This window comes from Shewanella inventionis (genome assembly GCF_019931735.1).
In the GTDB taxonomy this organism is placed as follows: Bacteria; Pseudomonadota; Gammaproteobacteria; order Enterobacterales; family Shewanellaceae; genus Shewanella; species Shewanella inventionis.
The window spans coordinates 1358866-1373506 of record NZ_CP082926.1 but is presented as its reverse complement, the minus strand read 5'-3'; the positions used below and the strand labels follow the sequence as shown (position 1 = coordinate 1373506).

General features: G+C 42.8%; 12 protein-coding genes. 4 read left to right on the top strand and 8 right to left on the bottom strand.

Features of this window, described 5'->3' with window-relative positions; all coding sequences use genetic code 11:
• Positions 1 to 36: 36 nt before the first annotated feature.
• The 3 genes from K8B83_RS06315 (at position 37) to K8B83_RS06305 (ending at position 3578) form a co-directional block, all read left to right on the top strand.
• Positions 37 to 393 (top strand): cytochrome c3 family protein, encoded by a 357-nt coding sequence (locus tag K8B83_RS06315; RefSeq protein ID WP_188740843.1) that lies wholly within the window; start codon positions 37 to 39, stop codon positions 391 to 393.
• A gap of 57 nt (positions 394 to 450) precedes the next feature.
• A complete protein-coding gene (locus K8B83_RS06310) occupies positions 451 to 1707 on the top strand; it encodes an OprD family outer membrane porin (RefSeq protein ID WP_223419305.1) in 1257 nt (418 codons plus the stop codon).
• A gap of 101 nt (positions 1708 to 1808) precedes the next feature.
• A complete protein-coding gene (locus tag K8B83_RS06305) occupies positions 1809 to 3578 on the top strand; it encodes a tannase/feruloyl esterase family alpha/beta hydrolase (protein ID WP_223419303.1) in 1770 nt (589 codons plus the stop codon).
• A 105-nt stretch (positions 3579 to 3683) separates the two neighbouring features.
• On the opposite strand, the gene K8B83_RS06300 is transcribed toward K8B83_RS06305, so the two are convergent.
• The 4 genes from K8B83_RS06300 to K8B83_RS06285 form a co-directional block, all read right to left on the bottom strand.
• A complete protein-coding gene (locus K8B83_RS06300; protein ID WP_188740842.1) occupies positions 3684 to 4106 on the bottom strand; it encodes a CBS domain-containing protein in 423 nt (140 codons plus the stop codon).
• An 87-nt stretch (positions 4107 to 4193) separates the two neighbouring features.
• Entirely contained in the window at positions 4194 to 4919 is a 726-nt protein-coding gene (locus tag K8B83_RS06295) for a CBM9 family sugar-binding protein (protein ID WP_188740841.1), read from the bottom strand.
• A gap of 266 nt (positions 4920 to 5185) precedes the next feature.
• Positions 5186 to 7375 (bottom strand): malate synthase G, encoded by a 2190-nt coding sequence (locus K8B83_RS06290; RefSeq protein WP_188740840.1) that lies wholly within the window; start codon positions 7373 to 7375, stop codon positions 5186 to 5188.
• Between the two features lie 257 nt (positions 7376 to 7632).
• Complete coding sequence (locus K8B83_RS06285; RefSeq protein WP_188740839.1) at positions 7633 to 8583, bottom strand: LysR family transcriptional regulator; 951 nt, start codon at positions 8581 to 8583, stop codon at positions 7633 to 7635.
• A 109-nt stretch (positions 8584 to 8692) separates the two neighbouring features.
• Here K8B83_RS06285 and K8B83_RS06280 point away from each other — a divergent pair, with 109 nt between their 5' ends.
• Entirely contained in the window at positions 8693 to 10273 is a 1581-nt protein-coding gene (locus tag K8B83_RS06280) for an isocitrate lyase (protein WP_188740838.1), read from the top strand.
• 273 nt (positions 10274 to 10546) lie between these two features.
• Here K8B83_RS06280 and K8B83_RS06275 read toward each other — a convergent pair whose 3' ends face one another.
• From K8B83_RS06275 to K8B83_RS06260, 4 genes are all read right to left on the bottom strand, one after another.
• Positions 10547 to 11116: a hypothetical protein gene (locus K8B83_RS06275; RefSeq protein WP_188740837.1), complete on the bottom strand. Its 570-nt coding sequence runs from the start codon at positions 11114 to 11116 to the stop codon at positions 10547 to 10549.
• Between the two features lie 36 nt (positions 11117 to 11152).
• Entirely contained in the window at positions 11153 to 11800 is a 648-nt protein-coding gene (locus K8B83_RS06270) for a hypothetical protein (protein ID WP_188740836.1), read from the bottom strand.
• Positions 11801 to 11867: 67 nt separating this feature from the next.
• Entirely contained in the window at positions 11868 to 13340 is a 1473-nt protein-coding gene (locus tag K8B83_RS06265) for an HlyD family type I secretion periplasmic adaptor subunit (protein ID WP_223419301.1), read from the bottom strand.
• Positions 13324 to 14556, bottom strand: a complete 1233-nt coding sequence (locus tag K8B83_RS06260; protein WP_308419236.1) for an ATP-binding cassette domain-containing protein — start codon at positions 14554 to 14556, stop codon at positions 13324 to 13326. Before K8B83_RS06260 ends, K8B83_RS06265 begins: the two co-directional genes overlap by 17 nt.
• Between the last annotated feature and the right edge of the window lie 85 nt (positions 14557 to 14641).

The following is a 14641-nucleotide window of genomic DNA, read 5'->3' as shown; positions in this document are numbered from 1 at the left end:
TTTGGCACCTTTTAAACAGAATGATGGAATAACATTATGAAAAAATTAACACTGCGCAACATCATGCTTTGTCTTGCATTGAGCTTTTTTGCAAGCAGTACAATGGCTGAAACACCCGCATTACTCGACCAAACCCATGCAGCTAAAGGGCTCAAATGTGCCAGCTGCCATGGTAACGCCGAACATCGCGAAGCGGTCACTATGACCAAATGCATCAAATGTCATAACACCGAAAAGTTGGCTAAAAAAACCAAAGATGTAAAACCAACAAACCCACATGAAAACCGCCACTTTGGCACCGAAACCGACTGTGCGAAATGCCACAACGTACACAAGAAGTCTGAAAACTACTGCGGTAGTTGTCATCTTCGTTTTGACTTTGTCGTTCCGTAAATAGTTCACGCTTGCCGATATTTAGACCATAACAAGTAAATACGAAACAGGATGAGAATGATGAATATTAAAACTAAATTACTGCCGCTAGTCGTAGCATGTCTAGCCGCCAGCCCAGCTTTTGCCTCTGAGCCTATGGCAAACATATTTAATGATGGCAGCTTAAAAGGTCAATTCCAACTTTTTGATTTTCAACGTAACTTTGATGGTGATAGCACAGATAGACAAGACACCTCTTTCGGTGGTTTATTCTACCTGCGTTCAGGTGAAGCCAATGGCATCAGTTTTGGCGGATCATTTGCGTCAGCAAACCCAATATGGGAGTCAAACAACGATGGCCTTTACGGTCTTGTGGGTGGTGGGGCACCTGGCTCAGTTGTCGAGCGTACCGCTGTTAACCGTTTACAAGAGTACTTTGTCAGCGGCAATTGGTACGACACACAAATCGTGGTAGGTGCACAAGAGTTACGTACCCCAATGATGAACCCATTCCCATTACGCGCAATTCCGTTCACCTATCGTGGTGCTAGTATTAAAAATACCTCGATAGAAAACGTCGCAATATCAGCACTGTACATTACCGATTACATGGGCTGGACAGACGAAGAGTTTAATAATGTATCAAGCGGGATCCGCAGTGAGTTTGCTCGTAAAGGTGTTATTGTCGATGTTGAAGATAACCCAATTTATGCCCTAGGCTTAGACTACAACCTGCCAATTGATTCAGTAAAAGCCAAAACAAGTCTGTGGTACTACACCATGGAAGACGTATATAACCAGTACCATGTAAAACTCGATGTCAGTGGCGAAATGGGCGCGGCTAATTGGTACTTTATACCGTCTTATCTTAAACAAGACTCAACAGGCGAACTCGACCAAAGTGCTGCGCAATTTGACACCTACCAGGCTGGATTCCACCTTGGCATGAGATGGAACGGATTTGATGCCACAGTAAAATATGTCACCACAGGTGACGGCGACGTAGTTGCGCCATTTGGCGATGAAAAAGTCATCATCCAACAAGTGGTTCAATCAGCACGCGCTAACGAAGATGGCTACGGCTTACAGCTTGCTTATCAATTTGCACCAGATTCTGCATTAAGTGGCGTTAGCACTTATGTTAACTGGGCAAACTATGAAATTGATGGCGACTCGAGCCAAGACATCGACGAAACCGACTTTTCAGTGGTGTACGATCTAGCCAAATATGTTGACGGTTTAAGCGTACGCGCACGTCATGCCATTGTGAACTACTCAACAGGTGACGACTTAACCGATACGCGTTTCTACGTTTACTACAAGTTCGCAATTTAATCTTCGTAACAAAAGCTTACGCAGCTTTCATTAAGTAAAGGGCCACCGCTCCCGGCCCTTTTACTTTTTGATTGACTCTCAATTCGCAAAAAGGATTTCCCGTGAAACTTAATACAATAGCCGCCTCTATTGCCATGACGCTTGCGCTAACAGGCTGTGATAGTGACGAAAAAGACACAAGCCTACCCATTTTAACCGCCGCCCAACCTGCCACATTAATAAACTGCACATCGCTAGTTGATGCTTTTAACTTTGACGACACTGAAATCACCTCAGCGTTGATGGTCGATGCTGGTGAGATTAACTACGATGATCGTGGTGAGATGTTTAAATCACCCGCCCACTGTGTACTAACCGGAAAAATGGAACAGCGTTTAGGCAAAGGACTACAAGGCAGTGAAACTCAAGAGTATGCCATCGGTTTTGAAATGCGCATGCCAACCGATTGGAATGGACGCTTTCTCTACCAAGCTAATGGCGGCTTAGACGGCCGAGTAAACAAGGCCGTTGGCCGCTTCATGAATACGGTTGATTATAATGCAAGCGCACTGAATAAAGGCTTTGCCGTAATAAGCTCCGATGCTGGTCACGAAGGGTACGGCGAGCAATATTTCGGGCTCGATCATCAAGCACGCATTAATTATGGCTACGGTGCGGTTGAAAAACTCACCCCAATGGCAAAAGCTTTGATCAACGACGCTTATGGCAAACAACCCGACCGTTCTTACTTTGCTGGTTGCTCTAACGGTGGCCGCCACACTATGGTTGCTGCAACACGCTTTCCTGAGATGTACGACGGCTATTTAGTTGGCAACCCAGGCAATGACTTGCCTCAAGCCGCTGTTGCACAATTATATGGTGTACAGCAATTTGCAAACTTAATTCCTGCTAATACACCTTTAACAACTGCCAATGAAATTAATGCCGCCATAGTCAGCACTGTCACCGCGCAAGAATATACATTATTAGCTAATAGTGTCAGCGAGCAATGTGACGCTTTAGATGGCGCAGCAGACGGGATGATTAACGACCTTGTTGGCTGTCAGCTTGCATTTGATATTGACAGTGACGTGCCACTTTGTACCGCTGAGCGTGATGGAACCTGTTTAACTGCCGAGCAAAAACAAACGCTAGGTAATATTATGGCAGGACCACAAACCTCAGCTGGCGCAGCACTTTATACAAGCTTCCCTTACGATTTGGGCATAGGTGCCAGTGGTTGGGCAAGTTGGGAAATGTCAGCCGCCTTTAGCCGCGATGCAGGCACAGTAGCAACAGTGTTTTCAACACCTCCCGTTGAATTTACCGACTACAACACCCGTGGCGATGCTGGGTTAATTGAAGCCTACAACTACGCTGTGAACTTGAACTTAGATGAAGCCCAAGCCGCAATCAATGCAACGACCAGTGAGTTCCCTGAATCATCAATGTCATTTATGGCCTTAGGTGGTGAAACGGACTATGACGTATTACGTGAACGTGGCGCCAAAATGATCTTAGTGCATGGTACTGCCGACCCAGTATTCTCTGTGCAAAATACCATTGACTGGTACAAAGCTGTTGATGAAGCTAATGCGGGTAATGCTGATGAATTTGCCAAGCTATACCTTATTCCAGGCATGAATCACTGCGGTAATGGCCCAGCAACCGATCAAGTCAATACGATTTTAGATGACATCGTGGCTTGGGTAGAAACAGGCACCGCACCTGAAGCCATCACCGCCAATGCGCGCGAAGCCAATACTGAGCTGCCAGACAATTGGACTAAAGACCGCTCTCGCCCATTGTGTCCATTCCCACAAATAGCCACATACAATGGTTCAGGAGACATAGAACTCGCAGAAAGCTTTAGCTGTGTGGCCCCAGAGTAATTCCCCCAAGAAAATTACCCTCGCTCCACGACACAAAATGGGTTGCCATATTCGGCAACCCATTTTTTATCCAATAAACATCATCAAGTTAAAGCTAGCAAGCGTTTATGGTTGTAATAGCAAACGCTGGCACAGTTTGACAAAATCAGACGATGTTACAATCCCTAATACCTTATTGTGTTCATCGACCACAGGTAAGCAACCCAGCTTATTATCTATAAAATATTGTACAACAATGGTTAACGGCTCATCTAAACCAAGCTTTTGCACTTGGGTATCCATCACCTGTGCAATGGGCGTATAACGCTCGCGTCGTTCTAACGCCCCTTGGCCATATTTGTTGAGCATGGTAAGCACAGTCGCAATCATCTTTTTGTGGGTGAGCATCCCCATTAACTCTCCGCTAGTTTCTGAAATCACCGGCAAATGGCGCACATTGCGGGTTTGCATCAACAAATGCGCATCTTTAAGGCTAGCCTCATGACTAATACAAAAAGGATTGGGGGTCATGATATCGCTCACTTTCATGGTATTACTCCTATGCCTATTGATGATTAAAGATTAGCCAAACTACAAATAAATACCAGAAACCATGGTCTTAGAAACAAAACGAAACTAGCGTTTAAGGGTAATACGGCCAAACACATTGGCGTCGATAAAGCCTCTGTTTTTGTCTCCGTTAACTGGGGTTATCTCATGAGACCCCATAAAATGCTCTCTTACTGGGCTGCCATCGTTGTCGCAATAGGCGAGCATAAAACCGATGATTTTATTTGGCGTGAGCAATAAAGGCTTGTCTTCCTGGCCTTCTTTAAAGTCATTAGGATACAGCTTAATCGCTACCTCCCAAATCACATTAAAAGGCGCCTCACTACTTCGCTGCCACCGACTATTTACATGCGAGGTATACAGGTGAGCTTGTTTGTCTGGGCCGTAATCTGCCGCCTGATTGTCTAAGCCAATATGGTACGCAAATGCACTGTGGTTAAACTGATGATTGCCGCCTGAGGCATCACTATCAATAAACACCTCTAAGGTGTCATCATCCCAATAATTCACCGTTGGGTCGGCATGGGTGTCAATCAATACATCGTCGGTAATTTCAGCTTGTAGATACAAATAATGCTCATCCCACAGTAACCTATATTTACCGCTAAAATCACTCGCAGAATCAGGCAATACTCCATCCATTAAATACGGCATAGTCTGCCACTTAGCTTGCTGCCATGCAGGGTCAACAACACCATCAATCTTGATAGGCGTCGCAGTATAGTTAACGTCCATAGCGAACAGCGACTGGCTACTAAACAGTAATCCCAAAGCAAGTAACGAATATTTCATAAGGCTCTCTATTGATCGATTTGAGACAGATTGGCTTAAACAGATATAGAACGCAATCATAAATCAGACCCACGCTTAAAAGCTCTGCATCAAGAGCCTGAGTTACACGGGCCCGACAATCTTGCCCAACAACCTGGTCGGTACATCGCAGGCTAGCTTTACTCTAATACCACTGAGACATGACCACAAAAAAGCCCTAATCTTTGCCAGATCAGAGCTTATTTATTTAGCCTACATAAACTCAGAGCAAGTGTTAACGCTAAAGACTAACCTGCTTTAGCTTGAATTCGATAAGCATGTAGCAAAGGTTCTGTGTAACCAGAAGGCTGGGATTTGCCTTTAAAAATCAAGTCGCATGCCGCTTTAAAGGCGATGCCGTCAAAATTAGGCGCCATATTAGTGTACAGCGGATCACCTGCATTTTGAGTATCGACCACCGCAGCCATTTTTTTCAACGCCGCCATTACTTGTGCTTCACTGCAAATGCCATGCTCAAGCCAATTAGTTAAATATTGCGATGAAATTCTCAAGGTTGCTCTGTCTTCCATCAAGCCGACATTATTAATATCAGGCACTTTTGAACACCCCACGCCTTGATCAATCCAGCGCACTACATACCCTAAAATACCCTGGGCATTATTTTCGAGTTCAAAAGCAATTTGCTCATTGGTGAGTGTTACCCCTTCAGCAAGTAAAGGAATGGTTAACAAACTGTCAATGCTAGCACGTGGGCGTTGTTTAATTTGTTGCTGAACATCTGCCACATTAATTTGATGATAATGAATAGAATGCAGCACGGCACCATTTGGCGACGGCACCCACGCTGTGTTTGCGCCCGCTTTAGGGTGAGCCGATTTTTGTTCAAGCATCGCTGCCATTTCATCTGGCATTGGCCACATGCCTTTACCGATTTGAGCACGACCTTGTAAGCCACATTCAAGCCCAATATCGACATTCCAATCTTCGTAAGCACTAATCCATTTTTGCTGCTTCATTACCGATTTAGGCACAAACGGGCCCGCTAGCATGGAGGTATGCAGCTCATCTCCTGTACGATCAAGAAAGCCTGTATTAATAAACACGACGCGATCTTTGGCAGCCCTAATGCACTCTTTTAAATTCAGTGTCGTTCTGCGCTCTTCATCCATAATGCCGACTTTAATAGTATTACGCGCCAGCTTGAGCGCATCTTCTATCTTAGCAAACAGGTCACAGGTAAATTGCACTTCTTCAGGGCCATGCATTTTGGGTTTTACAATATTCACCGAACCTTTGCGGCTATTACTACGGCCATTATTGTTACCTTTAAGGTCGTGCATCGCAGCAAGCACAGTGAGCATGCCATCTAGTATTCCTTCAGGCACTTGGTTGCCATTTTTATCCAACACAGCATCAATGGTCATCAAGTGGCCCACATTACGCACAAATAGCAAACTTCTACCGGGTAACGTCACTGTTTCTATATCTGCACTCTGGTTAGCATTAGCAGCGGTATAGACGCGATCATCGTTGAGCTCTCTTACAATCTCTTTGCCATTTTTAGTCAACGAGGCAGATAAGTTACCTTGCATCAAACCTAACCAATTGCGATAAACTTCAACCTTGTCTTCAGCATCCACTGCAGCGACAGAATCCTCACAGTCCATAATGGTGGTCACTGCGGCTTCAACCAGCAGGTCTTTAACACCAGCGCGATCGCTGCCACCAATAACACTGCTTGGATCTATTTGGATTTCGATATGCAGACCATTGTTAACTAACAAAATAGCACTTGGTGCATCGGCACTACCTTGGTAACCCACACACTTATCGGTTTGGGCTAAAGTTGTAGTCGAGCCGTCAGTTAATTGCATCCGCAACACACCCGCGTCGATGTAATAACGAGTCACATCAGCATGGCTACCTTTTGCTAAGGGCGCAGCGGTATCTAGGTGTTGTTTGGCAAATGCGATAACTTTATTACCGCGTACTGGGTTGTACTGTTTAGTTTGCTCCGCGCCATCTTCTTCAGATATCGCGTCAGTGCCATACAGTGCATCATACAAGCTGCCCCAACGAGCATTAGCAGCGTTAAGCGCAAAGCGAGCATTTTTTACCGGCACCACCAATTGTGGCCCCGCTTGCGCGGCAATTTCATGGTCGACATTTTCAGTGCTAATTTGAAAAGCCTCACCCTCAGGCACCAGGTAACCTATTTCAAATAAAAAAGCTTTATATTTTGCTGGGTCAAAATCTTTGCTGGGATGGTCAATATGCCATTGATCTATTTGCTGTTGTAGTTGTTGTCTTTTTTCTAACAGCTTCGCATTAACGGGAGAAAATTCATTAACAATGCCCTCAAATTTTGCCCAGAAGGTTGCTGAATCAATGCCAGTACCTGGGCAAATTTCACTATCAACCAATTGCCACAACTCTTGTGCTATGTGTAATCCACCTACTTGAATACGTGCTGTCATGTAATATCCCTACCTTATTTTCTGTGCGTTGACCGTAAACTTAGCCTTAAATCATTAGCTATAAATCACAAGCGCAAACTCATTCCACTGTTAACAGCTTACTCTTCATACGCGGTAATTCTTTACTCTATATCAAAGTTATCTCATTTATCCAATTTATGCTTATTATCATCACTATTCACCAAGAATATGGCTAAATGGTGTTTTTTGGTTAATTTACAACATATACGTAACTAAAAATCACAATTACAGTAAGATTAAGCATCACCTCTATTTATCTCTTCTGCGGTTTTAGTGATAAGTTGCCGCATCCATTGATGTGCCGGATTATGTTGAAGCAGAGGGCTCCAAGCCATAGTCAAGGCAATGGGATGAATAATAAAAGGCGGCGGAACAATGCTCACCCGTTCATTATTGATATGATGACGTGCCATCTTACTTGGTATGGTTGCGATCAAATCTTGTTGCTCAGCCAACAAACAGGCTGCTTGATAATGGCGGGTAAAAACGGTGATCTGGCGCTTAACACCCATTCGCGTTAATGCTTCGTCAACCCAACCCAAGCGCTGAACATCATCTGGGTTCATCCCTACCCCAACACCCATACCCGTTTTACTCACCCACACATGCTTAGCTTTTAAATAACTGTCTAACGTAAACTTCTTTAAAACAGGATTACCTTTACTAATCAAGCAACTAAAGTCATCACTCCACAATACTTTTTGATGAAATGATTGCGGAATACTGTCAAAACGGTTGATCACCATATCGACTCTTCCTTGTTCTACATCAGGGAAACTGACATCACTTGGGGTCATGATATCTAAAATAATGTTGGGGGCTTGAGTACGAAGCTTGGCAATAAGCGGCGGAATTAACGTCGCTTCAGCATAATCACTTGCCATAACACGGAAGACTTTATCGCTTTCGAGTGGATCAAAATGGGCACGCGGTTGCACGGCTTTTTCCAGCCCAATAATCAGCTCACTAATAATGGGTTGTAATTCATTTGCACGTTCGGTCGGCGTCATCCCCTGACTAGTGCGAATAAGTAAAGGATCGTCAAACAAGTTTCGTAAGCGTTTTAGGCCGTTACTCATTGCAGGCTGGCTGATCCCAAGTTGGTCTGCAGCTTTAGTCACATTTCTTTCACGCAGTAAAACATCTAAATAAACAAGGAGGTTCAAGTCGATACGAGATACATTCATATGGTGAATACTGAAGATAGTAAGCATAAATTAGGTTTATTTAACCAAATCTGACTATTATTTTCAACGTAATCAATCGCCGCTAATCCATTTTTTAAGGAATAAATACATGACTCACTACAAAAGTAATATCGATGAAGCTGCTACCTTGATTAATTCTGAAGGTAGTGCATGGAATGCCATCAACCCAGAGTCAGTCGCTCGTATGCGTCTACAAAATCGCTTTAAAACTGGGTTAGACATCGCAAAGTACACTGCTAAGATCATGCGTGAAGACATGGACAACTACGACAAGGACTCATCGCAGTACACTCAGTCTTTAGGTTGCTGGCATGGTTTTATCGCCCAACAAAAAATGATCTCGATTAAAAAACATCTTTTAACCACCAAGCGTCGTTACTTATACCTTTCAGGTTGGATGGTCGCGGCACTGCGCAGTGAGTTTGGTCCATTACCTGACCAATCTATGCATGAAAAAACCTCTGTTGCTGCATTGATTAAAGAGCTGTACACCTTCTTGCGTCAAGCTGATGCCCGTGAACTAGGTGGCCTTTTCCGCGAATTAGATAATGCCAAAGAGTCAGATAAAGCTGCGATTCAACAAAAAATTGAAAACTTCGAAACCCATGTTGTACCTATTATTGCCGACATTGATGCCGGTTTTGGTAACGAAGAAGCCACTTATTTAATGGCAAAACAAATGATTGAAGCCGGTGCTTGTTGTATTCAATTAGAAAACCAGGTGTCAGACGTAAAACAGTGTGGCCACCAAGACGGTAAAGTCACCGTTCCACATGTTGAGTTTTTAGCAAAAATTAACGCAGTTCGTTATGCATTTTTAGAACTCGGTATCGATGACGGCGTCATTGTTGCGCGTACCGACTCATTAGGTGCAGGCTTAACGCAAAAAATTGCTGTCACTAAAGAACCAGGCGATTTAGGCGATTTATACAATAGCTTCCTTGAAGTTGAAGCCGTTGATGCTGCAAACCTTGAAAACGGTGATGTGGTATTTAAGCAAGGTGGCAAACTGGTAAAACCGGCTCGTCTACCAAATGGCTTATTTAAGTTCCGTGCTGGTACGGGTGAAGAACGTTGTGTACTTGATTGTATTACTTCACTACAAAATGGCGCTGATTTATTGTGGATTGAAACTGAAAAGCCTCATGTATCGCAAATTGGTGGCATGGTTAACGAAATCCGTAAAGTTATTCCTAACGCCAAGCTTGTATATAACAACTCGCCATCGTTTAACTGGACGCTTAACTTCCGTCAGCAAGTATTTGATGCAATGAAAGAAGCAGGACAAGACGTTTCAGCTTACGACCGCGCTCAATTAATGAGTGTTGACTACGATAGCACTGAGCTTGCTATCCAAGCTGATGAAAAAATTCGTACCTTCCAAGCTGACTCGTCACGTGAAGCAGGTATTTTCCATCACCTTATTACACTACCGACTTACCATACAGCAGCATTGTCTACCGACAACTTGGCTAAAGAATACTTCGGTGACCAAGGTATGTTGGGTTATGTTGCCAATGTTCAACGTAAGGAAATCCGTGAAGGAATCGCCTGTGTTAAACATCAAAACATGGCTGGTTCAGATATAGGTGATACACACAAAGAGTACTTCTCTGGTGACCACGCGCTTAAAGCGTCTGGTAAAGACAACACAATGAACCAGTTCTAAGACAGCTTCTATAGTCTGATTTTATAACTGCTTGTGTAAAAATTGATTAACCCAAATAGTGACTAGCTTAAGCGATGTTTTTGAAGTGAACATCGCTAACAGCGAAAACTAAACCCAAAAGGCCTGCTTAAAATAAGCAGGCCTTTTTATGTGTAGTATTAGGGTAAAATGGTTGTTGTAAAGATAACGCTTATCGCAACAGGCTAACACAACGAATCCTGCACTTCCTTTACCGCAAATGATTAAGATATATACTGCAATAATTATGGGTGTCTATATTATTTCTCTATCATTTACTAATGTGCTTGCGCCTATACGGTTACTTAATGTTATTTCATAATCTTCGATGAGAACATCAAAAATATTACGTATTTTCTGTGCCGCGGTTTCAGTAGCTGACGGCTGAATTATAAATTGTCCTGTATTACCTGCTGCTTGGAAAATTGCATCCAAGCGCTCTTGAGGAGACATATGATTGGAATTGCTGGCGTTCAAACTGGCCAATGCTGAAGTGGCTGCTCTACGGCTCCATTCGGTATCAGTCATTGTACTAGGTTTAGGATTGGCAACCTTATAAGCGTGGATTGCAGCATCGTATTCAGATTTAATAACCAAAGCTTCAGCTTGTAAATCCTCGGCCAGTTTTCTGTCACTTATTCCGAATCCATTTGATAATATTTCAATTACATTTTTCAAAACTTGAAGGTTAAAGCCTACTCCCATGGTCGGTATACCTGCACCATCCAAATAAACCTCGGGGTTTTCATGACCACCTTCTTCTAACTGCTTAATCAACTCATAACGCTGATTTTCATATAGTGTCTGTGCTGAATTCGTTGGCATTTTTATATCCTTATAAATTTTTAAAAACAACTACTGTTAGTTTTCCATTTTTTTGTATGAACAAATTGCTCTTGTACTGACTAATTTATTCTCTCGAAAACCTCTTGGCTCGTAAATTTCTACAAGAGATTTACTTATCACTGCGCCGTAGACTCTACCATCATAAAAAAACGGCTCACCAGATTGGTTAGCATAGGACTTGTGAGTTGAAATAAAGCTAGAATCAATATTTAAATGCTTTTCATCATAAACATATGAAGAATAAGCTGCGTAGTAACGTGGCGCTTGTAAGCATTCATCCGGATAATCTTCAACTAACACAGATTCTGTATTACCATCATTATTAAAATCTAAACGCGTTATTCGGTAGCGCTTTCCTTTTTCTAGCCTTATTGCTTCATCTAAATGCTTTTGATAACTATCACTCATGACCATTCTTGCTTGCACATTAATACGCAGACCTAGCCCCTCTGGTGCAGGCTGTAACTTAGGCAGGCGAAAGCCTTTAAATTGCTCATCTGCTACAAGACCACATTGCAATGGTTTATCCACATTACGCTCTAGATAAGCCTTAAAGTCTTTACAAAGTTGCAAATTTGGATTCGAGTGGTCCTCATAGACTTCTGCCCAAGAAAATGATGAGCACATACTTGCTGAAATGATTAACAGAATAGATTTTTTCATCTATGATGATTCCTTTTGAATTACAGTCGAAAATAATTAATTTGTAAATATAGCGTTTTAATAATATTTAGCGCTCACGCGCCCCTTCACTAACTCCACGCATCAACGGTGCTAATAAAAACTCCATTAATCGGCGGGTTCCAGTTTTAATCTCAACCGTGACTGACATGCCCGGTTTTAGTTTAACCCACTTGCCATTGACATTGATTTCATCGGTTGCTAATGACGCTTTGAGCGGAAACAATAAGCCGAGCTGTTCATGCTCCACAGCATCAGCAGAAATGTCAGTGACTTCACCGTCTATTACGCCGTATTTAGTAAATGGAAAACTGTCGATTTTAATTTCCGCAATTTGCCCGATATGCACAAAGCCAATGTCTTTATTGAGTAGCCCAGCTTCGACTTCTAATTGCTGGCCACCATGCTCACTGATAGGCACGATTTTTAATAGCTCTTGCGCGGGTGTGACGATACCGCCAATGGTGGCAATACTTAGCTCTTCAACCACGCCATCAACGGGGGAAATGAGCACCCTTAACCGCGTTAGACGGTTTGCTTTGCTCAGCTCTTGCTTAATGCTTTCACTCTGTCTTGTCAGTTGGTTAATTTCTTGTAAGGTATTACGGCGCGCTTCTGACAGATAGGCGTGGAGGTTTTGCTGAGCAGAGACGATGCTTGCGGTCATTTGTTCTACATTGGCACGCTTCAATAACAAGGTTTCTTCTTGGTCAATACGCTGCTGTTTTAATTCTAAATATTGATTACGCGATACGGCCGAGGTGCCCAGCAACGCGTAATAACTTTGTTCTCGTTCAATCACTATTGGCATTGTTTTCTCTAGGCGACCAACATCTATCAGCATCGACTTTTTCTCCGCCGTCAACTTGGTAATCTCACTGTTAAAACTGTTTAGCTTGGACTGATATTCTTGCCAAATACTCTCCAGTAACAGACGTTGATTAATGGGTAATTCTGAAGTGTTAGATGTGGCAACCTTGGGTTCAATAACGTTTGATAAAGTCTTGTTTGATATAGCGTCGTTTGAAGTAAAGGAATCCATTTCAGCATGATTAATAACAGCAGCATTATTAACAACAGAATCTAACTTAGCTAAAAATGCTTTGTGACGGGCTAAATCTTCAATATATCCTTGCCATTCACTACTAAATCTGTCGGCATCGGCTTGACTAGAAGTGTTATCGAGTGCGATGAGTTTCTCACCAGCTTTAACGTACTGACCTTCTTTAACAAAAATCGCTTTAACCACGCCGGTCTCTAGTGGCTGAATAACTTTCACTTGGCCACTTGGCACAATTTTGCCCTGTGCTATGGCGATAATGTCAATCTCAGCCCATGATGCCCATACAATCAACGTGACCATTAAAGCCATAATGATCCACAACAAAGATCGACTCCATTTAACCGGTGGCGCAGCTTGGATCTCAAGCGCGGCAGGCAAAAAGGCCAGTTTTTCTTTTGCTAATTTACGATGGGCAAGCTTAATTGCTTCTTCTGTTTGAGGCTCAGGTTGATGAGACATTATGACCATGCACGTTAGGTTTATTTTGTACAATGGGATGTATCGGCGCTTGCGCAATTGGTTTAGCCGTTATACCTAATCCATGGTGGTTTTGCAACGAGTTAAGTTGTGCGTATATTCCACCAAATTTAATTAGCTGTTGATGATTACCTTGTTCAACTAGCCTTCCTTTATCTATCACCATAATACGATTAGCATCTTTTACCGCGGATAGCCGATGGGCGATAATAAATACCGTTCGACCTTGACTGATACGGCGCATATTAGCTTGAATAATACTTTCTGATTCATAATCAAGGGCACTGGTGGCTTCATCGAAAATCAGTATTTTAGGGTTAGTGACTAATGCACGTGCAATAGCAATGCGTTGGCGTTGACCGCCTGATAATGACGAACCTTGTTCACCAATCACAGTATCGTAGCCTTCTGGTAATTCTAAAATAAAATCATGGGCACCACTAAGTTGCGCCGCATTCACCACTTGCTCCATTGGCATACTAGGGTCAACTAGGGCAATATTTTCTCTAACGGTGAGGTTGAATAAAAAGTTTTCTTGTAGAACAACCCCTACTTGCCTGCGAAGCCATGCAGGTTCAACCATGGCCAAATCAACACCATCAATAAGCACTCGGCCTGCTTCGGGTACATATAATCTTTGTATTAACTTGGTTAAGGTACTTTTACCTGAACCTGAACGGCCAACAATACCAATCACTTCACCGGGTTGGCACTCGAAGCTGATATTATTGAGTACCGGAGCCCGGTTGGGGGCATAACGAAATAACACATCGTTAAATATCACTTTTCCCTTTATATCAGGCAAGGTGGCACGATTTGGGTTATAACCAGGTTCTGATGGTGAGTTAAGTACATCGCCTAAACGTTGTAATGAAATATTTGCTTGTTGAAAATCCTGCCATAGATTAACTAAACGCATAATGGGCCCACTTACACGCTGAGCCAACATGTTAAACGCAATGAACTGCCCTATGCTTAACTCTCCAGAAACTACCGCAATAGAACCAAAATAAAGCGTTAACAAGCCGCCAATCTTGTTAATGTATGCAGCCACTTGACTGTATATATTGTTCAAGTTACTCGTTTTAAAAGAGATGTTAACGTAATCTGCCAGCTTATCTTCCCAGCTATTACGAAGTTGTGGCTCTACTGCCATGGCTTTAATGGTTTCAACACCATTGACTGATTCGACTAAAATAAATGGGGTCAGAGTAAACTTAAATTTCTTAGCTATACTTTCAAATAAATGGGGTCAGAGTAAACTTAAATTTCTTAGCTATACT

What these genes read in the sequence shown, in the direction of transcription:
- K8B83_RS06300 (WP_188740842.1), bottom strand. Translation starts at nt 4,106, where the DNA reads ATGAAAGTGAGCGATATCATGACCCCCAATCCTTTTTGTATTAGTCAT.
- K8B83_RS06285 (WP_188740839.1), bottom strand. Translation starts at nt 8,583, where the DNA reads ATGAATGTATCTCGTATCGACTTGAACCTCCTTGTTTATTTAGATGTT.
- K8B83_RS06265 (WP_223419301.1), bottom strand. Translation starts at nt 13,340, where the DNA reads ATGTCTCATCAACCTGAGCCTCAAACAGAAGAAGCAATTAAGCTTGCC.
- K8B83_RS06275 (WP_188740837.1), bottom strand. Translation starts at nt 11,116, where the DNA reads ATGCCAACGAATTCAGCACAGACACTATATGAAAATCAGCGTTATGAG.
- K8B83_RS06270 (WP_188740836.1), bottom strand. Translation starts at nt 11,800, where the DNA reads ATGAAAAAATCTATTCTGTTAATCATTTCAGCAAGTATGTGCTCATCA.
- K8B83_RS06295 (WP_188740841.1), bottom strand. Translation starts at nt 4,919, where the DNA reads ATGAAATATTCGTTACTTGCTTTGGGATTACTGTTTAGTAGCCAGTCG.
- K8B83_RS06290 (WP_188740840.1), bottom strand. Translation starts at nt 7,375, where the DNA reads ATGACAGCACGTATTCAAGTAGGTGGATTACACATAGCACAAGAGTTG.
- K8B83_RS06310 (WP_223419305.1), top strand. Translation starts at nt 451, where the DNA reads ATGATGAATATTAAAACTAAATTACTGCCGCTAGTCGTAGCATGTCTA.
- K8B83_RS06280 (WP_188740838.1), top strand. Translation starts at nt 8,693, where the DNA reads ATGACTCACTACAAAAGTAATATCGATGAAGCTGCTACCTTGATTAAT.
- K8B83_RS06315 (WP_188740843.1), top strand. Translation starts at nt 37, where the DNA reads ATGAAAAAATTAACACTGCGCAACATCATGCTTTGTCTTGCATTGAGC.